General features: G+C 56.7%; 18 protein-coding genes and 2 pseudogenes. 11 read left to right on the top strand and 9 right to left on the bottom strand.

What is annotated here, in order from left to right; genetic code table 11:
* The first annotated feature begins 63 nt into the window (after positions 1-63).
* On the top strand, positions 64-1,059 hold the full coding sequence (locus tag ACMGEE_RS13540; protein ID WP_436830204.1) for an acyltransferase: 996 nt from the start codon (positions 64-66) through the stop codon (positions 1,057-1,059).
* On the opposite strand, the gene malT is transcribed toward ACMGEE_RS13540, so the two are convergent.
* Positions 1,056-3,809, bottom strand: coding sequence for an HTH-type transcriptional regulator MalT (gene malT, locus ACMGEE_RS13535; RefSeq protein WP_253456610.1), 2,754 nt, complete (start codon positions 3,807-3,809; stop codon positions 1,056-1,058). The genes ACMGEE_RS13540 and malT overlap by 4 nt on opposite strands.
* 298 nt (positions 3,810-4,107) lie before the next feature.
* On the opposite strand from malT, the gene malP reads away from it, so the two are divergent.
* The 3 genes from malP (at position 4,108) to ACMGEE_RS13520 (ending at position 9,412) form a co-directional block, all read left to right on the top strand.
* Entirely contained in the window at positions 4,108-6,498 is a 2,391-nt protein-coding gene (malP, locus tag ACMGEE_RS13530) for a maltodextrin phosphorylase (RefSeq protein WP_436830203.1), read from the top strand.
* Positions 6,499-6,507: 9 nt separating this feature from the next.
* On the top strand, positions 6,508-8,583 hold the full coding sequence (gene malQ, locus ACMGEE_RS13525; RefSeq protein ID WP_436830202.1) for a 4-alpha-glucanotransferase: 2,076 nt from the start codon (positions 6,508-6,510) through the stop codon (positions 8,581-8,583).
* A 448-nt stretch (positions 8,584-9,031) separates the two neighbouring features.
* Positions 9,032-9,412 (top strand): PBECR2 nuclease fold domain-containing protein, encoded by a 381-nt coding sequence (locus ACMGEE_RS13520; RefSeq protein ID WP_436830201.1) that lies wholly within the window; start codon positions 9,032-9,034, stop codon positions 9,410-9,412.
* A 294-nt stretch (positions 9,413-9,706) separates the two neighbouring features.
* Here ACMGEE_RS13520 and malG read toward each other — a convergent pair whose 3' ends face one another.
* Genes malG through malE form a run of 3 tightly spaced genes read right to left on the bottom strand, consistent with a single transcriptional unit; the run spans position 9,707 to position 13,403 of the window.
* Positions 9,707-10,597, bottom strand: a complete 891-nt coding sequence (malG, locus tag ACMGEE_RS13515) for a maltose ABC transporter permease MalG (RefSeq protein WP_253456600.1) — start codon at positions 10,595-10,597, stop codon at positions 9,707-9,709.
* Between the two features lie 9 nt (positions 10,598-10,606).
* The gene (gene malF, locus ACMGEE_RS13510; protein WP_253456598.1) at positions 10,607-12,151 is read right to left on the bottom strand and encodes a maltose ABC transporter permease MalF; all 1,545 of its coding nucleotides are present in this window, start codon (positions 12,149-12,151) and stop codon (positions 10,607-10,609) included.
* Positions 12,152-12,206: 55 nt separating this feature from the next.
* Positions 12,207-13,403, bottom strand: a complete 1,197-nt coding sequence (gene malE, locus ACMGEE_RS13505; RefSeq protein ID WP_253456596.1) for a maltose/maltodextrin ABC transporter substrate-binding protein MalE — start codon at positions 13,401-13,403, stop codon at positions 12,207-12,209.
* 365 nt (positions 13,404-13,768) lie between these two features.
* Between malE and malK the strand changes: the two genes are divergently transcribed.
* From malK to malM, 3 genes are read left to right on the top strand one after another with little or no spacing between them, the layout of a single operon-like run.
* Positions 13,769-14,878 (top strand): maltose/maltodextrin ABC transporter ATP-binding protein MalK, encoded by a 1,110-nt coding sequence (gene malK, locus ACMGEE_RS13500; RefSeq protein ID WP_253456594.1) that lies wholly within the window; start codon positions 13,769-13,771, stop codon positions 14,876-14,878.
* 23 nt (positions 14,879-14,901) lie between these two features.
* Positions 14,902-16,197 (top strand): maltoporin, encoded by a 1,296-nt coding sequence (locus tag ACMGEE_RS13495; RefSeq protein WP_199746425.1) that lies wholly within the window; start codon positions 14,902-14,904, stop codon positions 16,195-16,197.
* Between the two features lie 19 nt (positions 16,198-16,216).
* Positions 16,217-17,098, top strand: coding sequence for a maltose operon protein MalM (gene malM, locus ACMGEE_RS13490; RefSeq protein ID WP_253456592.1), 882 nt, complete (start codon positions 16,217-16,219; stop codon positions 17,096-17,098).
* A gap of 40 nt (positions 17,099-17,138) precedes the next feature.
* Here the strand turns inward: malM and ACMGEE_RS13485 are convergent, their stop codons facing one another.
* Positions 17,139-18,059, bottom strand: a complete 921-nt coding sequence (locus ACMGEE_RS13485; protein ID WP_436830200.1) for a GlxA family transcriptional regulator — start codon at positions 18,057-18,059, stop codon at positions 17,139-17,141.
* A gap of 26 nt (positions 18,060-18,085) precedes the next feature.
* Positions 18,086-18,628 carry an isochorismatase family protein gene (locus tag ACMGEE_RS13480; RefSeq protein WP_253456588.1) on the bottom strand — a complete coding sequence of 181 codons (543 nt, stop codon included), beginning with the start codon at positions 18,626-18,628 and terminating at the stop codon, positions 18,086-18,088.
* Between the two features lie 241 nt (positions 18,629-18,869).
* Here ACMGEE_RS13480 and ACMGEE_RS13475 point away from each other — a divergent pair, with 241 nt between their 5' ends.
* Both ACMGEE_RS13475 and ACMGEE_RS13470 read left to right on the top strand, forming a co-directional pair.
* Positions 18,870-19,112: a type II toxin-antitoxin system Phd/YefM family antitoxin gene (locus ACMGEE_RS13475; protein ID WP_253456587.1), complete on the top strand. Its 243-nt coding sequence runs from the start codon at positions 18,870-18,872 to the stop codon at positions 19,110-19,112.
* Between the two features lie 5 nt (positions 19,113-19,117).
* Positions 19,118-19,405 (top strand): type II toxin-antitoxin system RelE family toxin, encoded by a 288-nt coding sequence (locus ACMGEE_RS13470; protein ID WP_436830199.1) that lies wholly within the window; start codon positions 19,118-19,120, stop codon positions 19,403-19,405.
* A gap of 102 nt (positions 19,406-19,507) precedes the next feature.
* Here ACMGEE_RS13470 and ACMGEE_RS13465 read toward each other — a convergent pair whose 3' ends face one another.
* The 3 genes and pseudogenes from ACMGEE_RS13465 to ACMGEE_RS13455 form a co-directional block, all read right to left on the bottom strand.
* Positions 19,508-20,497, bottom strand: coding sequence for an aldo/keto reductase (locus ACMGEE_RS13465; protein WP_253456583.1), 990 nt, complete (start codon positions 20,495-20,497; stop codon positions 19,508-19,510).
* Positions 20,498-20,544: 47 nt separating this feature from the next.
* Positions 20,545-21,100: pseudogene (locus tag ACMGEE_RS13460) on the bottom strand (aldo/keto reductase).
* Positions 21,101-21,260: 160 nt separating this feature from the next.
* On the bottom strand, positions 21,261-22,463 hold the full coding sequence (locus ACMGEE_RS13455) for a multidrug effflux MFS transporter (RefSeq protein ID WP_301730593.1): 1,203 nt from the start codon (positions 22,461-22,463) through the stop codon (positions 21,261-21,263).
* A 165-nt stretch (positions 22,464-22,628) separates the two neighbouring features.
* On the opposite strand from ACMGEE_RS13455, the pseudogene ACMGEE_RS13450 reads away from it, so the two are divergent.
* Together ACMGEE_RS13450 and ACMGEE_RS13445 are read left to right on the top strand one after the other, a co-directional pair.
* Positions 22,629-22,790: pseudogene (locus ACMGEE_RS13450) on the top strand (LysR family transcriptional regulator); the annotation flags it as partial.
* A gap of 554 nt (positions 22,791-23,344) precedes the next feature.
* A complete protein-coding gene (locus ACMGEE_RS13445) occupies positions 23,345-23,752 on the top strand; it encodes a winged helix-turn-helix domain-containing protein (RefSeq protein WP_436830198.1) in 408 nt (135 codons plus the stop codon).
* The last annotated feature ends 100 nt before the right edge of the window (positions 23,753-23,852 follow it).

Raw genomic sequence — 23,852 nt, 5'->3', positions numbered from 1 at the left:
AAGTTGTTGAACAATCGCCATCCGGCTACCCTCTGATACGCATTGGTGCCAGCAGAGGAAAACATGAAGGACAAGATAGCCTGGATAGATAACCTGCGGGCGGTGGCCTGCCTGATGGTGATTATGATCCACACCACCACCTGGTACGTGACCAACGCGCCAAAAGTAGGCGAACATACGTGGGATCTCTCCAATCTGCTGAACTCCGCTTCCAGAGTCTGCGTGCCGCTCTTTTTTATGATTTCCGGCTTTCTGTTCTTTGGCGAGCGCAGCGCGCAGGGCCGTCATTTTCTGCGCATCGTGCTCTGCCTGGCGTTTTACAGCGCGGTGGCGCTGGCCTATATCACGTGGCTGACGCCTATCAGCCAGGGGATTTCCATCCGGCTGATTTTGCAGAAGCCGGTGTTCTATCACCTGTGGTTTTTCTTCGCGATTATCGCTATCTACCTGCTTTCGCCCCTTATTCAGGTCAAAAACGTGCGGGCGGGCTATCTGGCGGCGGTGACGCTGGTGCTGGCGGTGCTGGCGAATCCCAACACGGTGGATCAGTCGGTCGGGCATTTTCACTGGCTGCCGCTTAATCTTTATATCAACGGCGACAGCTTCTACTACGTGCTCTACGCGCTGTTTGGCCGCGCTATCGGCACGATGAATACCGGCGGACGCGCCGTCAGCTGGCTGGCCGGCACGGTTTTTATCGCCTGCGTGGCGGTTATCGCGCTGGGCACTAAAAAGCAGATGGCGATTAACGGCGCCTTTGCCGATACCTGGTATCTCTACTGCGGCCCGGCGGTCTTTATCGCGGCGGTCAGCCTGCTGGTGCTGTTTAAAAACGTGCTGAACGCGCGAATTTTACCGATCTTAGGCGTTATTTCCCGTAATTCCCTGCCAATTTATGGTTTCCACGCGCTGTTTATCCACTTTATGCGGACGCATCATCTTGATCATACCGATCGGCCGCTGCTGGATATCCCGCTGGTGTTTACGCTGACGCTGCTGGGCAGTTTGCTGCTGGCGCTGGCGCTGAGAAAACTGGATAAGCGGCATTTTGTCAGTTAAGGCTGACAGGTCACCGCCGTATCCGGGGTGCCGTAGCCCATCACTTCCAGCAGCTGTCGGGCGTGCTGTACCGCATCCTGACGGTGCGCAATGCCCATCTTCTGATAAAGATTGCGGATATGAGTTTTGATAGTCGTCGCCGCGACGTCCAGCTCTCCCGCGATCTGCTCGTTGCTGTAGCCCGAATAGATCAGCCCCAGCACCTGCCATTCCCGCTGGGTTAACGGGCTGGTGCGGATCAGCTCCGGCACCTGCGGATGGCTCAGCAGTTTACTGACAAAGCTTTCGTCAAAATGGGCAAACTTATGCCGATGGTGCTGATTAAGTTCACGCAGGATCTGCTGCGCCCTGCGTTGTTCCAGCTCCGGCAGCAGGTTCAGCTGCAGCAGCTGCCGGAGCTGCTGCGCCATCATTTCGCCTTCAATCACGAAATGGCTGATAAAACCGGTGCGGTTTGCCAGGCTCAGCGCTTCGATCAGCACGCGCTGCGCGTCGCTTTTCCTGCCCGTTCGCCAGTATAAGAGGTTGCTTAACAGTAGGTTACGGTTTAAATCGCTGGTGAGGCGCAGCTGGCGCGCGTTGCTGTTCAGCTCGTCCAGCACCACCTCCGCCTCGCTGAACTGCTCCAGCAGGATCTGTACGCGCGCAATCGAGCGCCACTGGCCCTGCTGAAAATGATTATCCGCGCCGCCCGGTTTACCGGCCTGCTGGAGCCAGCGCTGCGCGGCGGTTTTATTGCCGGTCAGCTGCCAGTAAATCACCCGGCTTTTATCGGTATTGGTCACCCAGTCGCTATGATACTGGCCGGTTTTGATCAGGTTCTCGCAGCGCTGCAAATAGTGCTGCGCGTTATCAAGCTGACCACGAGCCAGCGCGCATTTCGCCAGCATCGCCAGACACTGAAGCTGCTGCTGCGGCTGGAAATTGCTTAATACTTCCAGCCCCTGGCGAGCAGCCTGTTCGGCGTCGTCCAGCCTTGACCATGACCACAGCACCTGAGAGCGCAGGCGCAGCAGGAATTCGTGCATCGGCAGCTGTTCAAGGTGCTGTTCATGCACCAGCTCAAAGGCGCGATCCTGCATCTCGAAGGCGGCCTGTAAAAATCCCTGCGCAATTAAAATTTCACTTTGCTGGAGCAAGGCCCAAAGCGCGTAATGGTACACCTGAAAGCGTCTGGCTATCTGTTCGGTCTGCTGCATCAGCGGCAGCGCGCGCGCCAGATCGCCTTTGCAGTGCTGGATTTCGCCGGTGACCGAGGTCGCCACTATGCGGCTGTAATAGCTGTTATGCGGCAAAAAGCGCAGCGCTTCCGTCGCCAGCCGGGCGGCTTCTTCCTCACGACCATCGTTGATCGCCACCTGAGCGCGCAGGGCGTTAAATTCAGCGGCAAGCTCCTGCGTCATGGAGATATTCCTGCGCTGCATCTCGCTTTCCGCGCGGGAAAGCAGCGCGTCGACTTCAACATAGCGGTGCTGGCTTTGGATCAGCCAGGCCTGGAGCAGCACCAGCTTAGGATTGACGATCAGCTGGTCATAGCGCAGGGCGTTCAGGCACTCTTCCAGCAGGGCCAGCTCGCTTTGGTTAAACAGCGCCCACGCGTGCTGTAGCAGGATATCGCGCAGCAGCCCGGTATCTTCCGCGCTCAGCGCGTGATGGATAGCTTCGGCCGGAAAACCCTGCGCCAGCCAGCCTTGTGCAGCGGCGCGATGGATTTCCGGCAGCTCTGCGGCCAGCTCCCACTGGCAGCGCTGCCGCAAAAAAGAGGCGAACAGCGGATGGAAGTTAAACCACTCGCCGGTGCCGTCCATGCGGTGAAGAAACAGACCCTGGCTTTCCAGATTTTCCAGCCGCTGCTGCCCGTTATCGCTGCCGGTCAGACGGACGATCAGCGCGTCGTTCATCGAGCGCAACAAAGAGCAGCGCAGCAGAAAATCGCGGGTGGGCGTATCGACCCGATCCAGCACTTCCTCGACCAGATATTGCGATAAATGGCTGGCGTTCAGGCCGGTCAGCTTGCGCGCGGAATGCTGGGTAGACTGTAAAGCCGGCGTAGAGGACTGGCTGGCCGACAGCGCAATCAGCTGTAGCGCCGTGGCCCAACCGGCAACGTTGTCGCAAAAGCGATTGCTGTCCGCCTGTTCAATGGGCTCTTTCAGGCGGCAGTCAAAAAACTGCTGGGTTTCGCTGTGGGTAAAGGCCAGTTCGGAGACGATAAGCTCCAGCAGCTGGCCGCGCACGCGTAAATTGGCGATGCCCAGCGGCGGCAAGGTGCGCGACAGGATCACCAGTGAGAAATTATCGGGCTGATGGCGCAGAAAAAAGCGCATCCCTTCATGAATATCCGCATTGGTAATCAGATGATAGTCATCGATTACCAGCATCACCGGCTGCTGCCAGTCGGCAAGCTCGACGAACAGCTGGGCGAACAGCGCGTTCAGGCTGGCGTACTGGTGCTTTTGACTTAAGGCTTCGCTCTTCACGCAGTGGCCGCCGGTGGCCTGCTGCACCGCCGCAATCAAATAACTGGCAAAACGTTCCGGCTTATTGTCGCTTTCATCCAGCGAATACCAGCCCAGCGCGTTTTTTCCTGCCGCCCAGTGCGCCATCAGCGTTGTTTTGCCGTAGCCGGCCGGGCTGGTAACCAGCGTCAGACGATAGTCCGGGACGACCGCCAGCCGGGCCAGTAAACGTTCGCGTACCACCGTATCTTGCAGCCGCATCGGGCGGCTCAGTTTTGAAGGGATAAGCATAATTTTGGATTCTTATAGGAAGCGTCAGCGGGGCGGCTAATTATTTCAAAGCCCGTAATTAATCATTTTTTCTAAAGTCCGCCTCCAATCCGTTGATTGCAAGCAGGATAAGCTTTTATGTTGCATTTAGTCGTACTTCGTCACATTTTTTTAATCACGCTTTTCGCTGTGCTATTCGCCTTAGTCGCGCCTTCCCCTACGCCCTGCTGCTCCTCCCTTTCTTATCGCCGTTGGGAGGATGATCCGCACGCTGCAAATCGGCAGCATGAGGGAAATTCAGGGATTATGAGGACAGGTCATGCAGGCAACATTCAGTAAAACCACGTTTATGGCGGCGCTGACGCGCCAGTGCGCGCCGTATCAGCCGCAGGCGATGACGCAGCACCAGTGGTGGCAGGCGGTCAGCGCCGCACTGGCCGAACAGCTGCTCGCCAGCCCGCCAACGCCGCCGTCAGGGCAGCAGCGGCACGTTAACTATATTTCGATGGAATTTTTGATCGGCCGCCTGACCGCCAATAATCTGATCAATCTTGGCTGGCTGGATGATGTCAGCGAAGTGCTGAAAAAACAGGGCGTTAACCTGACCGACGTGCTGGAGCAGGAAGTCGATCCGGCGCTGGGCAACGGCGGACTGGGGCGCCTGGCGGCCTGCTTTCTGGACTCGATGGCAACCGTGGGCCAGCCTGCGGTGGGTTATGGTCTTAATTATCAGTACGGGCTGTTTCGGCAGTCCTTTTACGACGGCGCACAGCAGGAAGCGCCGGACAGCTGGCACCGCGAAACCTACCCCTGGTTTCGGCGCAACGGCTCGCTTGCCGTGAGCGTCGGCTTCGGCGGCAAGCTCAGCAAAGACGCGCAGGGCCGGGAGCAGTGGCAGCCCGCTTTTTCGTTGATGGGCGAGGCGAGCGATCTGTCGGTGGTCGGCTATCAAAACGGCATTACCCAGCCGCTGCGCCTGTGGCAGGCCGTCGCGATGCAGCCTTTCGATCTGGGCCTGTTTAACGACGGCAAATATCTGGAGGCGGAGCGGCAGGGCGTAGAGGCGGAAAAGCTGACGAAAGTCCTCTACCCGAACGATAATCACCAGGCGGGCAAGCGGCTGCGCCTGATGCAGCAATATTTTCAGTGCGCCTGTTCGGTAGCGGATATCCTGCGTCGTCATCACGCGGCGGGTCGAAAAATCGCAGATCTGCCGCAGTACGAGGTGATCCAGCTGAACGATACCCATCCGACCATCGCCATCCCGGAGCTGCTGCGCATTTTGCTGGATGAGCACCAGCTCGACTGGGATGCGGCCTGGTCCATCGTCAGCCGTACCTTTGCCTATACCAACCACACGCTGATGCCGGAAGCGCTGGAATGCTGGGATGAAAGGCTGGTGCGCAGCCTGCTGCCGCGTCATTTTTCGCTGATTAAGCAGATCAATGCGCGCTTTAAAGTGCTGGTGCAGCAGCGCTGGCCGGACGATGCCGACGTCTGGGACCGGGTGGCTATCCACCATAACCGCCAGGTGCGGATGGCGAATCTTTGCGTGGTCAGCGGCTTTGCGGTCAACGGCGTCGCCGCGCTGCATTCCGAGCTGGTGGTCAAAGATCTGTTTCCGCATTATCACCAGCTGTGGCCGGAGAAATTTCATAACGTCACCAACGGCATCACGCCGCGTCGCTGGCTCAGGCAGTGTAATCCTGCGCTCTCCGCGCTGATCGACAGCAAGCTGAACGCCGAATGGGTGACGGATCTGGATGCGTTAAAAGGGCTGGAGGCTTTTGCCGACGACCAAAACTTCCACCAGCGCTATCGGCAAATCAAGCAGGAAAACAAACACAGGCTGGCGGCCTGGGTGCAGCATACGATGGGGATTACGCTCAACCCGGCGGCGATCTTCGATGTGCAGATCAAGCGCCTGCACGAGTACAAGCGCCAGCACCTGAATTTGCTGCATATCCTCTCGCTTTACCGCCAGCTGCGTGATAATCCGCAGCTGGACATGGTGCCGCGCGTGTTCCTGTTCGGTGCCAAGGCCGCGCCGGGCTACTATCTGGCCAAAAATATTATCTACGCCATCAACAAGGTAGCGGAAAAAATCAACAACGATCCGCTGGTCGGCGATCGCCTGAAAGTCGTGTTTATTCCTGACTATAAAGTGTCGGTGGCGGAGCTGATGATCCCGGCGGCCGATGTGTCAGAGCAAATCTCCACCGCCGGCAAAGAGGCCTCCGGCACCGGCAATATGAAGCTGGCGCTGAACGGCGCTATCACCGTCGGCACGCTTGATGGTGCCAATGTGGAAATTGCTGAACAGGTCGGCAGCGAGCATATCTTTATTTTCGGTCATACCGTCGATGAGGTAAAAGCGCTGCTGCGCAAAGGCTATAACCCGCTGAGCGTGCGTAAAAAGGATAAGCATCTTAATAAGCTGCTGACCGAACTGGAAAACGGCTTCTTCAGCGACGGTGACAAAGAGGCGTTCAGGCCAATGCTGGATAGCCTGCTTGCAGGCGGCGATCCTTATTTAGTGCTGGCGGATTTCGCGGAATACTGCGCCGCACAGCGGCAGGTTGAAGCGCTGTACCGCGACACGCAGCAGTGGACGCGCAGCACCATCCTGAACACCGCCAGAGTCGGCATGTTCAGTTCGGATCGCGCCATCCGTGACTATCAGCAGCGCATTTGGCAGGCGAAACGCTAAGGAGCGCAGATGGAAAAGAAGATGCTGGAGCAGGCGGCGACGGAGGCGGGTATCGCTTCCGGTTTTATTAACGCCCACGGGAAAACCCAGACCATCTCGGCAGCAACCCGGCGCGAGCTGCTGCAGGCGATGGGCTGGCGCGCGGGACGGCAGCTGCCGCTAAGACCGGTGCCAACGGTAAAGGTTTTTACCAGCGGCGAACGCTTTGCGCTTTCCGTAGAGGGCGAAGGCGAATACCACTGGCACTTTTGCCCGGAAGAGGGCGCGAGCCTGACGGGCAGAGTCCACGGCAGCATGACGCTGGCCCTGCCGGAAAACCTTGCCACGGGCTATCACCTGCTGACGCTGAGCCGTCCCGGCCAGCGCTGGGAATGCCGGATCATCGTGGCGCCCAGGCGCTGCCACGAGCCGGAGGCGCTGCTGGCCGGTAAAAAGCTGTGGGGCGCCTGCGTGCAGCTTTACACCTTGCGTTCTGAGCGCAACTGGGGCATCGGCGATTTTGGCGACCTGGCCGTGATGATCGATAACATTGCTGCGCGGGGCGGTGCCTTTGTGGGTCTGAACCCTATCCACGCGCTTTTTCCCGGCAACCCGGAAGCGGCCAGCCCTTACAGCCCTTCGTCCCGCCGCTGGCTGAACGTTATCTATATCGACGTCAGCGCGGTGGCTGACTTTCGCCTGAGCGAAGCCGCACAGCGCTGGTGGCATTCTGCGGCTACGCAGCAGGCGTTACAGGCGGCGCGGGCTGCGGAGTGGGTGGATTACGCGCAGGTTATGGCGCTGAAGCTGGCGGGACTGCGGCTGGCCTGGCAGCATTTTCTCGGCCGTGACCCGCAGGAAGCTGAACGGCAGGCCTTTACCCGCTTTACCGAACAGGGCGGAGAAAGCCTCTGGTTTCAGGCCGCCTTTGATGCGTTATATCAACACTTTCAGGCGGAAAGCGGCGAGGCGCGGGGCTGGGATCGCTGGCCGGAAGCGTACCGCAACGCGCGGGGGCCAGAGGTCAGAGCCTTTTGCCAACAGCATGCGCAGGAGGTGGCGTTTTACCTCTGGCTGCAATGGCTGGCCGAAACGCAGCTGGCGCGGTGCTATCAAACCAGCCGGAAAATGCCGACGGGGTTATATCGCGATCTGGCAGTCGGCGTGGTGGCCGACGGCGCGGAAACCTGGAGCGATGGCGATCTCTACTGCCTGAAGGCTTCCGTAGGCGCGCCGCCGGATATTCTGGGGCCAAAAGGACAGAACTGGGATTTACGACCGATGGATCCCCGCACGATGATCGACCGTGCCTACCAGCCTTTTATCGACCTGCTGCGATCGAACATGATCCACTGCGGCGCTTTGCGGATCGATCATGTCATGGCGCTGCTGCGCCTGTGGTGGATCCCGGCAGGCGAAACGGCGGATAAAGGCGCCTATGTCCACTATCCGGTTGACGATTTGCTGGCGGTGCTGGCGCTGGAAAGCCAGCGGCATCGCTGCATGGTGATCGGCGAGGATTTGGGAACGGTGCCGGTAGAAATCGTCACTAAGCTGCGGGAAAGAGGCGTTTATTCCTACAAGGTGCTGTGGTTTGAGCGGGATGCGCAGAACGGCTTTCGCGCGCCGCAGTCCTGGCCGCTCCAGGCGATGGCTACCCTGACGACGCACGATTTACCGACGCTGCGCGGCTACTGGCAAAGCGACGATCTGACGCTGGGCGAAAAGCTGGGCCTCTACCCGGATAAAATGGTGCTACAGGGGCTTTGCGCCGATCGGCAAAGGGCGCGCCAGAGCCTGCTCGCCAGCCTGGAGCATTATGGCTGTCTTCCGCAGGGAAGCGCCAGCGCGGGCGCCACGCTGACGCCGGCCATCCGCCGGGGCCTGCAACGCTATGTGGCCGACAGCGCCAGCGCGCTGCTGGGTCTGCAGCCGGAAGACTGGCTGGATATGGCGACGCCGGTCAATATTCCCGGCACCAGCAGCGAATATCCCAACTGGCGGCGCAAGCTCAGCCATACGCTGGAGGCGATGTTTGCCGACCCGGAGGTGAATGCGTTAATCAGGGATGTCGATCGGCGGCGGCGTAAGGTGTCGGTGGATTAAAGCTGCAACAGCGCACAATTTTCAGGAGTGTAAAACACGCGGGCAATATTGTTTATATCGTCAAACGGACAGTAAACAGACGCAGGCAGCCCCGTCCCACGGCATTAATCGATTGCTCAGGCGCGGAAAAACCCGGCTTACCAGTCCGGGTTTTTTTGTCTCACCTGCGCCGTTCCGGACAAGTTTCACTAACGTATACCAGTTATTTAATTGATTTATATGATTTTATCTTTATTCATTTTTTTATTTTATGCGGGGAATGTCAATAAAACCGGATGCTCAGGAATATGGTAATCTCGGGCAACAGGGACAGAAACAAGGACAGAATAGTGTGGCTCGGGCGAAAAAAGGACTAATCACCTTCAGGGAGTTAGGGCTTCCTGACTTAAGGGGGCTCGACAGTAAATTCAGGTTGGATCCTGCGCCTGAGATCGAAGCCGGAGAGAGCATGGAGGACGCACTTGCTTTACTGGAGTTTTATATGGGCTTTATGGAGCCGGACAGGCTTTTCGTACCCAAAGATACCCTAATCGGCACGCTCCATATTCTCAGAAGCAACCTTAAGCATATCGTTGAAAAGCGACTTGATGCTCGCGAACGTTATACCCTGCTTGCCCTTGATACCCTCGAAAACCCTTATGAAATCTGGGAAACCCTGTATGACGATGAGCAGGTAAGATACCTTTTTATTGGCACATACAGACAAAAACAGCAAATGCTTGTGGTCGTAGCGCCGTGGGACGGGAAAGTGCTTTGGAATTTTATGCACACCGACGCAAAAAGCCTGAACAAACATCGGCAGGGAATCTTGCTGTATAAACGGCATTAAAAAAGCCGCCATTGACTCATGGCGGCTTTAGAGATCTGTAGCCTGGTTATTTTACACCTTCAGGCGGGAGGTGTGAGGTTTCACCCTTGCAGAGAATTCAGGGATCCTATGGGGTTCTTCCACCAACTATTGCACCCTGATGCAGTTGGCTTCTCGCTCAAATTTCAGATTACGCCAACGCGACGTACCCGTCAATCATTCCAGCTTACACGATGTCACTGCCTTTCATCTTGTTCATTGCCCTGTTATTCAGCAGGAAAATGCCAGCTGCCGGATAACAGGGCTGGCAACAATCTATCCTTTCACCCCGCCAGCGGTCAGGCCGCCCACCAGCCAGCGCTGAGCAATCAGGAACACGGCGGTGATAGGGATAGCGGAAAGAATGGCCGCCGCCGCAAAATCGCCCCACAGATAGTTTTGCGGGTTCAGATATTGCTGCATTCCCACCGCCAGCGTATAGCTGTTGACGTCACGCAGCAGCAGGGAAGCCACCGGCACCTCGGTAATAGCGGCAATAAACGACAGGATAAACACCACCGCCAGGATCGGCACCGAAAGCGGCAGCAGCACCAGCCGGAACGCCTGCCACGGCGTGGCGCCATCCAGCGCCGCCGCCTCTTCCAGAGAGTTATCGATAGACTCGAAATAGCCTTTGATCGTCCAGACATGCAGCGCGATGCCGCCCATATAGGCGAAGATCACCCCGCCGTGCGTATTCAGCCCCAGAAAAGGAATATAGAGGCCCAGACGATCGAACAGGGCGTAGAGCGCCACCAGCGACAGCACGGCCGGAAACATCTGGAAAATCAGCATCCCTTTCAGCAGCGGGCTTTTGCCGCGAAACTTCATGCGGGCAAAGGCGTAGGCGCAGGTTGTGGAGAGCGCCACGATGCCGACGGCGGTAATCAGGGCGATTTTCACAGAGTTCCACAGCCACAGCATCACCGGAAACGGCGGCGGCGTCACCGTGCCGTTCTCGTTGGTGACCGCTATCCCCAGCGCCAGCTTCCAGTGGTCCCACGAAATGGTGTCGGGGATCAGGCTGCCGGTCGCAAAATTGCCGGGCCGCAGCGAAATGGCGAACACCATCAGCAGCGGGAACAGGATCAGGGCGATAAAGCCCAGCAGGAAAAGGTGCGTCGCCAGCAGCCTGAGGCGCTGCGACTTCGGTTTTACCATCGCCATAATGCTTCCTTAATCAAATTTCATGCGGGAGGCTTTCAGGTTGATCACCGCCAGCACGCCCACCAGCAGGAAAATCAGCGTGGCGATAGCGGCGGCCAGGCCAAAATCCTGTCCGCCGCCGCCCTCAAAGGCGATACGCCAGGTGTAGCTGACCAGCAAATCGGTGTGCCCGGCCGGCGTGGTGGTGCCAATCCGGTCGGGGCCGCCGTTGGTCAGCAGCTGAACCAGCACAAAGTTATTAAAATTAAAGGCAAAGCTGGCGATCATCAGTGGCGTCAGCGGCTTGATCAGCAGGGGCAGCGTAATCAGGAAAAAGTTCTGGATCGGCGAAGCGCCATCCATTGCCGAGGCCTCGTAAAGATCGTCAGGAATGGCTTTCAGCAGCCCCATGCACAAAATCATCATATAGGGATAGCCGAGCCAGGTATTAACGATAATCAGCATGGTTTTGGCGGTCAGGGGATCGCTGAACCACGCGGGCTTGATGCCGAACAGATTGCCCAGCAGCAGGTTGATTTCGCCAAAGCTTTGATTGAATAACCCTTTGAAAATCAAAATAGAAATAAAAGCGGGTACCGCGTAAGGCAGGATCAGCAGCATGCGATAAACCGCCTTGCCTTTCAGCTGATCCCACTGCACCACGCACGCCAGCACCATGCCGACCGCCGTGGTCAGCAGCACCGTCAGCAGCGAGAACAGCACCGTCCAGAGAAAGATCGACAGAAAGGGCTTCTGGATACCGGCATCCTGAAACACGCGCAGGAAGTTTTTCCAGCCGATGCCGACGGTAAAGCCCGGACTGAGGACGTCCGCATCCGCCGACTGGTAAAAGCCCGTGCTCATATCAGGAGAGTAAACTTTCCCGTTCTGGATATTGGTCAGCTGTTTGCCGTCCTCTCCCAGCTGATAAAGCGGCCGGGTGCCGGAAAACTGCCGTAGCGAACTCATCCGCAGCAGCGTGCCGTCGGGCAGTCTGGCGGCCAGCTGGCCCAGCGCCTGACGATTTTGCGTAATGACCCGCAGCCCGGCTTTGTTGCCAGTCGGTGCGGCCTGCGGGGTCATCGTCAGCGTTTGCGGCGCGGAAGGCGTAAAGGCAAAGGGCGCAGAAACCAGCACGTCGCCGTTATCGGGCGAGGTCAGCGTCAGCCGCCATTTGTCGTCCACCGGCCAGAGAGCGAAATCCCAGGCTTTATCGGCGCGGAACTGCTGTTGCAGCAGCACGCCCTGCGCGCGCTCAAAGGTAAGCTGATGCAGGCTGCTGTAGTTGGTAAAAGCGATGGTAATGGTGCATGCCAGTGGGAACAGCACGAACAGCGCCATTCCGGCCAGGCCGGGATAAATATAACGCCAGCTGTAAGCGCGGCGGTTGCCGTAGATAAACAGCCCCAGGCCGGAAAGCACCAGCGTCAGCATGGCAAAAAGGTATTCTCCCCGTGCGTACATCAGCACGATCAAATAGCCTGCCAGCAGGGCAAAGAAGATAAGGGTAAACCAGCCGGGCACGCGGCTTAGCGGCGATCTTCTGTCAGAGCGGCGAATGTGAGCCAGAGACATGGAGCTATCCTTTTCGACGCGGGGCCGCCAGCGGCCGCCCCTTGTTCAGCAGTGGCTATCGGGTGATGCGGGTTTCAACGTCTTTCAGCGCCTGCGGCACGGTCTGACGGCCGTTGACGGCGTTAATAATCGCGCTGCGTTCGGCGTACCAGAAGCCGCTCATTTGCGGGATGTTCGGCATGATTTCGCCGTTTTTCGCGTTAGCCATGGTGGCGGCGATACGCGGATCCTGCTCCAGCTTCGCCTGGTAGGATTTCAGCGCGACGGCGCCCAGCGGCTTATCTTTGTTGACCATCGCCAGGCCGTCATCGGTGATCAGGTAGTTTTCCAGAAACTCTTTCGCCAGCTCTTTGTTCGGGCTGGCGGCGTTGATGCCGGCGGTCAGCACGCCGACAAACGGTCGGGAAGGCTTGCCGTGGAAGGTCGGTAGCGGGGCGACGCCGTAGTTGATTTTGCTTTTATCCAGGTTGGCCCAGGCCCAGGGGCCGTCGATGGTCAGCGCCGTCTGGCCCTTGTTAAAGGCCGCTTCGGCAATCGAATAGTCGGTATCCGGGCTGATATGCTTGTTTTTGACTAAATCGACGATGAACTGCAGGCCGGCCTGCGAGCCGGTATTGTTCACGCCGGTGTTTTTGATGTCGTATTTGCCGTCGACATATTTATAGGCGTAGCCGCCGTCGGCCGCGATAACCGGCCAGGTGAAATAGGGTTCCTGAAGGTTCCACATAATGGCGCTTTTGCCTTTGGCGCGCAGGGTCTTATCCAGCGCCGGGATCTCTTCCCAGGTTTTGGGCGCTTCCTTCACCAAATCTTTGTTATAAATCAGCGATAGCGACTCTACCGCGATAGGGTAGCCGATCTGCTTGCCGTTAAAGGTCACGGCATCCCAGGTAAACGGAAACAGCTTATCCTTAAAAGCCTGGTCCGGGCTGACTTCCGCCACCAGACCGGACTGCGCGTAGCCGCCGAAACGGTCGTGCGCCCAAAAAATAATGTCGGGGCCGTCGCCCGTCGCGGCCACCTGCGGATACTTCTCTTCCAGCTTGTCAGGATGCTCAACCGTCACCTTGATGCCCGTATCCTGTTCAAACTTTTTCCCCACTTCCGCCAGGCCGTTGTAGCCCTTGTCGCCGTTGATCCAGATCACCAGCTTTCCCTCTTCGATTTTGGCGAAGGCGGCGGAAGAGAGCGCCAGCGTAGCCAGCGCTGACAGGGCGGCGGTGTGCTTAACAATGTTCTTGATACTGAGCATGATCGAGTCCTTATAGCGGTAAGCCCCAGGTTTCTTCACGTTGCAGACAGCGAAGAGCGTACCGGTCAGTGTGCAATCAAGCGGTAGCGGCTTCATCCTCCCCCGCTCTACGCCCCCACCGCCCAAACTGTGACTCCGCCTGCACGGCTGTCGTTAATGAGGCCTTATGCCGCCCATCAGAGGTTGTTTTTTGCAATGCAGATCACGTATTTCCCCTTTCGCCACCGGCGCTGAGCGTGGGTCTTCGCTTTTTATCCTCCTGGCCTCTCCGCCAGCAAAAACCGCGCGACGGCTGATTACTCCTGGCAGGCGGCGCGTCATGCTGCGGCGTAATCGGTTTACTGACGGATGAAGAGGAAGAGAGGATGGCGAACGTTTCCCTTAGCGGCGTATATAAAGTCTTTGGCGAAACCGCAATTTCCAGCGATATCAATCTGGAGATTGAACAGGGCGAGTTTGTGGTGTTCGTCGGGCCATCCGGCTGCGGGAAATCGACTCTGCTGCGTATGATTGCCGGGCTGGAGGAAATTACGTCCGGCGAGCTAAAAATCGGTGGGAAGCGGATGAACGAGGTGCCGCCCGCCGAGCGCGGCATCGGCATGGTGTTTCAGTCCTACGCCCTCTATCCGCATCTGACGGTGGCCGAAAATATGTCGTTTGGCCTGAAGCTGGCACGAACGAAAAAAGAGGAAACCGAGCGGCGGGTTAATCAGGTGTCGGAAATCCTCCAGCTCGCGCCGTTGCTGGATCGTCGTCCCAAAGCGCTCTCCGGCGGGCAGCGGCAGCGCGTCGCGATTGGCCGCACGCTGGTGGCGGAACCCACGGTGTTCCTGCTGGATGAACCGCTTTCCAATCTGGACGCCGCGCTGCGCGTGCAGATGCGCATTGAAATCTCCCGCCTGCACAAGCGGCTGAAGCGCACGATGATTTACGTCACTCACGATCAGGTTGAAGCGATGACGCTGGCCGACAAAATCGTGGTGCTGAACGCCGGACGCATTGTGCAGGTCGGCCGTCCGCTGGCGCTCTATCACTATCCCGCCAACCGTTTCGTCGCCGGTTTTATCGGCTCGCCCAGGATGAACTTTCTGCCGGTAAAAATCCTTGCCGCCGAGCCGGAACGCGTGCAGGTCGAACTGCCCAACGGGCAGGCGGTCTGGCTGGAAGTCGAAGGCAACGGCGTCGTGCCGGGCAGCAACCTGTCGCTTGGCATCCGGCCCGAGCATCTTCTGCCGGGTGAGAACGCAGAGGTAAAGCTCACGGGCGAAGTGCAGGTCGTCGAGCAGCTGGGCAATGAAACGCAGATCCATATTCAGATCCCGGCCATCCGTCAGAACCTGGTCTCCCGCCAGAATGACGTAGTGCTGGTAGAAGAAGGTACCACTTTCGCCATTGGTTTGCCGCCGCACCGCTGTCATCTGTTCCGTGAAGACGGGACGGCCTGCCGTCGGTTACATCCCGAGCCTGGCGTTTAAGCAACAGTCCCCTACAGGAGAAGATGATGATAACAATACGTAATTCCTCTCTGGCGCTGGCCGTGGCCGGCGCGCTTTCCACCCAGGCGATGGCGGTAGATTTTACCGGCTATGCCCGTTCCGGCATTGGCTGGTCCGGCAGCGGCGGCGAGCAGCAGTGTTTTAAGGCCACCGGCGCGGAAAGCAAATATCGCCTCGGCAACGAATGCGAAACTTATGCGGAGCTGAAACTGGGTCAGGAAGTGTGGAAAGAAGGGGATAAAAGTTTCTATTTTGATACTAACGTCGCCTATTCCGTATCGCAGCAGAACGACTGGGAATCGACCGATCCGGCCTTCCGCGAAGCCAACGTTAAGGGCAAAAACCTGATTGAATGGCTGCCTGGCGCCACGATGTGGGCCGGTAAGCGCTTCTACCAGCGCCACGACGTGCATATGATCGACTTCTACTACTGGGATATCTCCGGGCCGGGTGCCGGTCTGGAAGATATCGACGTCGGCTTCGGCAAGCTCTCTTTTGCCGCCACGCGCAACACCGAAAGCGGCGGCTCCTTTGGCTATATCGCCGATCAACGCGACGAGCTGCCTACCTCGAATGACGTCTTCGACGTGCGCCTGGCCGGGCTGCAAACCAACCCCGGCGGCGTGTTAGAGCTGGGCGTGGATTACGGCCGCGCCAACGCGCGCGACGGCTATTCGCTGGCCGATGACGCCACCAAAGACGGCTGGCTGCTGACGGCGGAACATACGCAGAGCATCTATAACGGCTACAACAAGCTGGTGCTGCAATACGCCGCCGACGCCATGACGGCGGAAAGTACCGGCACGGCTAACGGCCATTCGACCGGCGCCGCCATCAACAATAACGGCAGCATGGTGCGCGTGCTCGACCACGGCGCGCTGGATTTCAACGACAAATGGGGTCTGATGTACGTAGCGATGTATCAGGATACCGATCGCGATAACAATAACGGCACGACCTGGTATACCGTGGGCGTGCGGCCAATGTATAAATGGACGCCGATCATGAGCACGCTGCTGGAAGCGGGCTATGACAACGTGAAATCCCAGCGTACCGGCGACCGCAACGGCCAGTACAAAGTAACGCTGGCGCAGCAGTGGCAGGCTGGCGACAGCATCTGGTCACGTCCGGCCATCCGCGTCTTTGCCACCTACGCCAACTGGGATGAAAAATGGGGCTACGACACCGACAGCGGCGTCGATAACGGCCTGGCGATGAACGACACCACCGCGCGCACCTTCAGCCGTGGCAACGACGACGAAGTGACTTTCGGTGCGCAGATGGAAGTCTGGTGGTAATGCAAACAAGGAAACTCTGATGAAAAAGACGCTGCTCTCTCTTTGTCTGTCGCTCAGCCTGATCGCTGGCGCGCAGGCGGCTCAGCAGGATGCCTCCGCCGCCCCGAAAATTTCTGCCCAAACCTTGCGTAGCCTCGCCTGGACGCCGCTGGTGCCGCCCGTCACGCAGGATGTGACGCTCGGCAGCACCGCAACGAAGATTAATCAGGGCGAAATTCAGGGCGCCGCTGCGGCCTTCTCACTGCCTGCCGATCGCGGCTCGCTGGAGATCGTTTTGACCAGCCTGGTGACGGGCAAAACGGTATATGCGCCAAACGTGCTGGTGCTTGACGAACAGATGCGGCCAGCAGCGTTTTATCCTGCCAGCTATTTTCCTTATCAAAAGCCGGGCCTGGTCTCCAGCGACAGGCTGGAGGGCACGCTGAAGCTGACCCCGGCGCTGGGCCAGAAGCAGATTTACCTGCTGGTTTACACCACGCAACAAAACCTTCAGTCGACCACGCAAATGGTCAATCCTGCCAAAGCCTATGCGGCGGGCGTGGGCAATGCGGTGCCGGATATCCCCGATCCCATCGCCACGCACACGCCAACGGGCAAGATCAGCCTGAAGGTCACCGCCGAGCAGAAAGCCGGTAACGTTATGATCGGCCAGCTGTTCCCATCTTCCGAGCCTGCGCCTGCCGCGCCGGCGGTTATCGGTCATTCTGCACGGGCGGAGCCTGCTCCGGCAGCGAAACCGGCGGAACCGATGCTGGCCGAGTCGGATCGCTACTTTAACGAGGCGATTAAAAAGGCCGTGAAGGCCGGAGACGTGGATAAGGCGTTAAAACTGTTGAACGAGGCCGAACGGCTGGGTTCCACTACGGCCCGCCAGACCTTTATCGACAGCGTGAAGCATTAAAAACAGCGCGTCGGCACAGGATTATCGCCGACGCTCTTTTTTATTCCTGCCAGCGCTGAAGCGCCCGCCTGAGCTGCCGTGAAGAAGAAAACCCTGCCGCCAGCGCCGCTTTTTCCGCGCCTTCGCCCTGCTGCAATCGCTGCCGGGCCAGCGCCAGCCTCAGCTGTTCATGGTAATCCCGCACGCTAATCCCTAAATGCTGCCTGAACAGGCGCGTCAGATGACGGGCGCTGACGTGCACGCGTCCGGCGAGCTCCTCCAGCGACCAGTCCCGCTCCGGCCGGGCAATCAGCAAATCCTGCGTACGATGAATGGCCGGATTGAGATGGTTGCGATAGCGCAGCCAGGGTGAAAGCTGCGGATCGTCGCCCGAACGGCGGAACCAAATCACCATTTCCCGCGCCACCGCCAGCGCCGTCTGCGGGCCGCACAGGCGATGGATAAGATGCAGCGCCAGATCGATGCCGGCGGTAATACCTGCGCTGGTGCAAATGCCGCGATCTTCCACAAAAATGCGGTTTTCTTTGATGATAGCGGTAGGTTCAGCGCTTTTCAGCCGATGGATGACTTCGTGATGGGTCGTGCAATGTATGCCGCGCAACAGGCCGCTGCGCGCCGCCAGAATGGCGCCGGAACAGATACAAACCAGCGTAATTTGCCTGGCATAAATGGCTGGTTGCAGGCGCATCAGCCAGTGCTGCGCGGCAATAGCCTGCGGCGTATCGAAAGCGACGCTGGAATCCGCCACGCCCGGCACCACCAGTAGGCTGCCGTCAGGCAGGTTTTCCGGCAGCGGTGCCAGCTGGCCTATGGTCATGCCGGTCGAGGTCGGCACGCTCTCCTGCGGGCCGATATAGCGCAGGCTAAAGGCATCGCCGGCCAGCTGCAGCGTCTCCGCCGGGCCGGTGATATCCAGCGTCATCACGCCGGGCAGCGTTAAAAACCAGACCGGGACCGCCATACTTTTTCTCCAGTGCAGCTGACGCGTTACGCCAGCGCCAGCAAACATTCTTCCACGGTAGCGACAGCGGCAAAACGGTTGATCAGCACGCTTTCGGTGCGGTGCCGCAGATCCGCGATGCTGAGCGTAATGCCCTGATGCGTAATCGGGAAAGTCAGGGTCGCCTCGGTAACGAAGGTAACTTTATAGCCCAAATCGGATGCGACGCGGGCAGTGGTTTCGCAGCACTGCTCGGTACGCAGGCCGCTGATAATTAAATGTTTAACCTGATGTTGACGCAGCCAGTCTGCCAGCCCGGAATCGGTCAGCGCGTTATGCACTGTTTTCTGCACGGTAGCGACGGCGTGATGCTGCAAAAAAGGCAGGCGCTTCACCAGGCCGGACGCCAGCGAAAACGGGCCGTCCGCCTCGACGTGGAACACATCCACCACCGGGATTTCCCTGGCCTGGCAGCCGGCAATCAGCTCGCTGAGCTTTTGCTCAAAAGCGGGCGTTTCTGACGTTTCGCGGTAGCCACGATGATAGAAAGATTCCTGCGCGTCAATCACTAACAGTACGGTAGCGGTCATTTTGGGACTCCGTTGAGTAGGGCTGAGACGTCAATAATGACGAGGAATGACGCCGCGCAGAAGACCATAAACGGACAGGATCGCGTGTGGGAAGGACAACAGTATGTCGGCTCAACGCAAAACGAAAAAAGTTTGCCTGAGACTGCCTCCTGCCAGCGCAACATGATGATAAAAAGACTTGTTAACAGGTCTTGAGCCGCTCTACAATAAGACTGCTTAACAGGTCTTTCAGGAAGGTAATATGGCTAGCATTATTCTCAGTGATACAAGCGCAAGCGTCAGCGAACTGAAAAAGAACCCTATGGCTACGGTAGAAGCCGGTGCCGGCCTTCCGGTAGCCATTCTTAACCGTAATCAGCCGGCGTTCTATTGTATTCCGGCGCAGCTTTACGAACAAATGCTTGAAATTATTGACGATCGGGAACTGGCCGCCCTGGTTAAGGCAAGGGAAAGCCAACCTTTACTCGATCTGGATTTGGACTGACCGCCATGAGCTATACGGTAAAAATCAGGGAAGAGGCGCTGAAGGAATGGAATGGGCTGGACAGCAGCGTGCGTGAGCAATTTAAAAACAAGCTCAAAAAGCTGCGCGAAAACCCACACATACCTTCAGCAAAATTATCCGGAATGCCAGACTGCTATAAAATTCAACTCAGGGCCTCCGGTTTTCGCCTTGTTTACCAGGTGCTGGATAATGTACTCATTATTGCCGTGGTAGCAGTAGGTAAACGAGAACGCAGCCAGGCCTATAAACTGGCGAGCGAAAGATTGCGTTAATCAACGGAGAATGGCTTAGCCTGCTCCTTAACGGCGGGAAGCCCGCAGGGCAGGAAAATCGCCGAAAAGAAAAGGCTTACGGTGCCCCGCAAGCCTTGACCGTTAGCGCCCGACGCGCGCCTGTAGCGCAGCCGGATAACGTTCGCCGACGATTTTTATCGTCTCCAGCGCCTGATTGATTTTATGCAGATCGCTTTGATCGAGCTGGATCGCGACCGAGGCCAGGTTTTCCTCCAGACGATGTAGCTTAGTGGTGCCGGGAATCGGTGCTATCCACGGTTTTTGCGCCAGGAGCCAGGCCAGAGCAATTTGCGCGGAAGTGGCATTTTTCTCTGCGGCCAGCTGCGCCAGTAAAGTAACCAGCTTTTCATTGGCTTCCAGCGCCTCGGCGGCAAAACGCGGCACCTTGCTGCGGAAGTCATCTTCGCCGAAAGCGGTGCCCGCTTTGATCGCGCCCGTAAGGAACCCTTTGCCTAACGGGCTGAAGGGCACAAAGCCGATGCCCAGCTCTTCCAGCACCGGTAGAATTTCCTGCTCCGGCTCGCGCCACCACATCGAATATTCACTTTGCAGCGCGGCTACCGGCTGGATCGCATGTGCACGACGAACGGTTTTTGCGCCCGCTTCAGACAGGCCAAAGTGTTTTACTTTGCCTTCGGCAATCAGATCCTTCACCGTTCCCGCCACATCTTCAATCGGCACCTCAGGATCGACGCGGTGCTGATAAAGCAGATCGATCACGTCGGTTTTCAGGCGGCGCAGCGATCCTTCAACCGCCTCGCGAATATGCTCCGGGCGGCTGTTTAAGATCTGCTGCTTATTGTCTTCACCAAAGGTAAAACCGAACTTAGTGGCAATGACCACGCGATCGCGGAAAGGCTTCAGCGCTTCTCCCACCACTTCTTCATTTAAATAAGGCCCGTAGACTTCGGCCGTATCAAAAAAAGTTACGCCGCGCTCGACGGCGGCGCGGATTAATTCCACGGCCTGTTTCGTCCCGGTTGCCGGGCCATAACCGAAGCTTAACCCCATACAGCCCAGTCCCAGCGCCGACACTTCCAGCCCGGATTGACCAAGAATACGTTTTTGCATTGTTGAACCCCTTGCGATTGAACAGAGAGCCTGATTAGCGAACGGCATCAGACGTCGAGTTTGCGTTTAGTGAGCCACTCCACCATGGCCGGATCGCGATGCGAGAAGAAGGCGCTGGTGGCCGTATCCAGCGCGGCGATTTGCATCATTTCCGCGTCGGTCAGCGTAAAGTCGAGAATATTGATGTTTTCTGCCATCCGTTCTTTACGGACGGATTTCGCCAGCGACACGATGCCGCTCTTGCATCGCGCGCCACGCGCCGTGTACGTCGCCATAGGGCTGGTGGATCAGGTAGAGATCGACATAGTCCAGCTGTAGGCGGTTCAGCGAGCGCTCGAACTGCGCTTTTGCCCCCTCGTAGCTGGCGTCCTGTAACCATAATTTAGTGGTGATAAACAGCTCGTCGCGCGCAATGCCGCTCTGCTTCAGCGCGTTACCGACCTGGGTTTCATTCTGATAAGACGCGGCGGTGTCTATTAAGCGGTAGCCGGTTGCCAGAGCATCGATAACCGCGCGTTCGCATTCTGCCGCATCCGTCATCTGAAAAACGCCAAAGCCCAGCAGGGGCATGGCAATACCGTTGTTTAGCGTGACTGTTTGCATGACGTTGCCTTTTGTTTACGAGTCCAAAAAGCATACGGCAGAAAGATTTATTCGATTAGAGGGGATAATGCGCAAGAGCTTATTAGCCATGCTCATAACTGAAGCCAGCGGCGGCAGGCTTGTAGCGAGTGCTGACCTATCTCTGTCGGCAGCTGACCGGCTAATTCCCCGGCCGCGTGGTCAGCGCTATCATCGCGCTGGCGACCGTAAAGAGCGCGATAATCCAGGCCATGGTCCAGGGCGTGCCGTCACTGAACCCTGCCAGCAATAGGGAAGAGACGATGCCGCTGCCGTACTGTAGCGAACCAACCAATGCCGAGGCGGAACCGGCCATATGCGGCACGCTATCCAGCGCGGCGGCCGTCGACGTGGCGGCGACAATGCCGTTCATGGCGAAAAAAATAAAAATCGGCAGCGCAATCAGTACGGCACCGCCGATAGCCAGTTTTGCAGCCAGCGCCAGCACCAGGGTGGCGACGGCCGCAACGACCACGGCGAATTTCAGCAGGGTTTCAAGCGGATAGCGATGCACCAGGCGCCGGTTAACCAGGCTGACGCTCATCACGCCAACAATATTCAGCGCAAACAGCCAGCCGTAATACTGCGGGTCGATGCCGAAATAAGTAATGTAGACAAAAGGCGAGCCGGTAATAAACGCGTAGGCGGCCACGTAATAGAAGGTTACGCAGAGCGTATAGCGCATAAACTGGCTGTTTTTCAGCAGCAGAGCATAGTTATGAAAGGCGCTGGTTAAAGACGCCCTGACGCGTTTCTCTGCGGGCAGCGTTTCCGGCAGCCAGGCTAACAGTATCAGCATTAGCACGCCAATCACGGCCAGCAGCCAGAAAATAGCATGCCAGGAGGCGACCTTAATCATTTGTCCGCCCAGCAGCGGGCCGATAATCGGCGCAATCGCCATAATAACCATCAGCGTAGAGAGCATCTGTGCTGCGCGGGTACGGCTGTACAGATCGCGGATCATCGCGCGCGCCAGCATCGGGCCGGTACAGGCACCCAAAGCCTGAAATACGCGCCAGAAAACAATCTGCGTCAGGGTCGTGGAAAGCGCGCAGCCCGCCGAGCCGATAATAAACAGCGCCATGCCGATAAACAGCGGTAGCCGACGGCCAAAATGGTCGCTCAACGGCCCCCAAATCAGCTGGGCCAGGCAAAAGCCAATCAAAAAACCGGTAATGGTTAATTCCACATTGCCCTGTAATTCTTTTGCCATTATGGGCATGGCGGGCAGATAGATATCGGTGGATAACGAGGTAAAGGCCATTAATGCGCTAAGAATAGCGACAAAAAGAAAGCCGGAGGTTTTGCGAGTCGCCATCAGCGCGCCAGCCTGAGAAGGAGTCATAAATGATTATCTGAAGGAAAGGTCTTCCTATCTTACTGAAATAACCGCGACTGATAATGGCTTATCGAAAAACGACAATATGAGCGGTGCTCATTAATGTTTATCTGCTAAGAAAAAAAGCGCTACCGGTTTGTCTGATAAAGGAGGAGAAAGCCGCCATGAGAGCCGCATATCCAGGCCGGCAGATTGACGGAAGTCCTGACCGATTACGCCACCGTCACTAAACCCGTATCCATTCTGTACCCCGATCGGCGTTACCTTTCACCTAAAGTCCGGGTATTTATAGACTGGTTCGCCGAAGTCTTTGCAAAGCAATACCCGCTTTAAAAAGAATATAAGTTATTAATAATTAATACGATTTTAAATGGATGTAGGGGGAGGGAACCTGTCATACCGGTTCCGCGCCCGACACACTGGCTGGACAACAGGCTGACGCCCGGACAATCGTGACGGTCAGCAAGGATTTACAGCAGTATTTATCCTCCTTATTGTTGTTTATTGACCTACAGACAGCAAAATCTTTACGCACCAGGATAAACCCAATTTTATAGGTAACCCTTTGATTTAATTTATATAAAAATAACTCAGGTTCGTTCCTGATTGTTTTTATCAGAATTAAATTCTGAATTTGTCAGGAAGTTAAAATAATCCGTTAAGTAAAAAACGGCGTCACGACAGGGAGAATTCTGGGATGTTGTTATACAGATGTTATTATTAACGGCTTGTGAACAAACTGATTAGGCTTTTATGCTGCTTTTATTTTATTGTATAGATGTATCTGTTTATCTTTATCATTCTTAACAAAGCGCTTAAATTATTAATTTAAACATGTAATATTAATGCAATAAGATTTCCGTAAGCGTCTTATATCGGAGGCACCGTTGGGGAAAATTATTGCAGGCTATTACATTGGACAATACGTCCAGTTTGATCTGAGCCATCGTAGAATTTCCAATTTCGATAAGAGAAACCACAGCGCTATCAAAGAATATCGGCTGCGGGAGACCATGCTGCGTCTGCTTCTTTTCCTGTTACAGAACGCCAACGACAATGCCGTACTGTTCAAAGATATTCTCTATCACGTTTGGGATCGTCATGGACTGCAATCTTCTAATCAACGGCTGTGGCAGGTGATGCAGCTGTTGCAGTTTCGTCTGCTTTCGCTGCATGTACCTCATGATTTTATTACCTTTTGCCAGATGACGGGCGGAAAAGGGGTTTACCTTAAAGGCGATATGATCAGGCCTTATTATTTCCAGAAAAAAACAAGCGCAGCCGACGCTGTTTAATGCACGGTCGTGATAATAAAAAAATGAGTAAATACGACAGAATATTATTGACTCTGCTTTAATTTTTTAAGCTATTTTTTTGGCGCTTATCCTTTCAATA

Source organism: Erwinia artemisiae, from assembly GCF_051400835.1.
GTDB lineage: Bacteria > Pseudomonadota > Gammaproteobacteria > Enterobacterales > Enterobacteriaceae > Erwinia > Erwinia aeris.
This window is presented reverse-complemented; position numbering and strand designations above follow the sequence as displayed.

Coding starts and splice junctions, on each gene's coding strand:
- ACMGEE_RS13540 (WP_436830204.1), top strand. CDS start 64: ATGAAGGACAAGATAGCCTGGATAGATAACCTGCGGGCGGTGGCCTGC.
- malT (WP_253456610.1), bottom strand. CDS start 3,809: ATGCTTATCCCTTCAAAACTGAGCCGCCCGATGCGGCTGCAAGATACG.
- malP (WP_436830203.1), top strand. CDS start 4,108: ATGCAGGCAACATTCAGTAAAACCACGTTTATGGCGGCGCTGACGCGC.
- malQ (WP_436830202.1), top strand. CDS start 6,508: ATGGAAAAGAAGATGCTGGAGCAGGCGGCGACGGAGGCGGGTATCGCT.
- ACMGEE_RS13520 (WP_436830201.1), top strand. CDS start 9,032: ATGGAGGACGCACTTGCTTTACTGGAGTTTTATATGGGCTTTATGGAG.
- malG (WP_253456600.1), bottom strand. CDS start 10,597: ATGGCGATGGTAAAACCGAAGTCGCAGCGCCTCAGGCTGCTGGCGACG.
- malF (WP_253456598.1), bottom strand. CDS start 12,151: ATGTCTCTGGCTCACATTCGCCGCTCTGACAGAAGATCGCCGCTAAGC.
- malE (WP_253456596.1), bottom strand. CDS start 13,403: ATGCTCAGTATCAAGAACATTGTTAAGCACACCGCCGCCCTGTCAGCG.
- malK (WP_253456594.1), top strand. CDS start 13,769: ATGGCGAACGTTTCCCTTAGCGGCGTATATAAAGTCTTTGGCGAAACC.
- ACMGEE_RS13495 (WP_199746425.1), top strand. CDS start 14,902: ATGATGATAACAATACGTAATTCCTCTCTGGCGCTGGCCGTGGCCGGC.
- malM (WP_253456592.1), top strand. CDS start 16,217: ATGAAAAAGACGCTGCTCTCTCTTTGTCTGTCGCTCAGCCTGATCGCT.
- ACMGEE_RS13485 (WP_436830200.1), bottom strand. CDS start 18,059: ATGGCGGTCCCGGTCTGGTTTTTAACGCTGCCCGGCGTGATGACGCTG.
- ACMGEE_RS13480 (WP_253456588.1), bottom strand. CDS start 18,628: ATGACCGCTACCGTACTGTTAGTGATTGACGCGCAGGAATCTTTCTAT.
- ACMGEE_RS13475 (WP_253456587.1), top strand. CDS start 18,870: ATGGCTAGCATTATTCTCAGTGATACAAGCGCAAGCGTCAGCGAACTG.
- ACMGEE_RS13470 (WP_436830199.1), top strand. CDS start 19,118: ATGAGCTATACGGTAAAAATCAGGGAAGAGGCGCTGAAGGAATGGAAT.
- ACMGEE_RS13465 (WP_253456583.1), bottom strand. CDS start 20,497: ATGCAAAAACGTATTCTTGGTCAATCCGGGCTGGAAGTGTCGGCGCTG.
- ACMGEE_RS13455 (WP_301730593.1), bottom strand. CDS start 22,463: ATGACTCCTTCTCAGGCTGGCGCGCTGATGGCGACTCGCAAAACCTCC.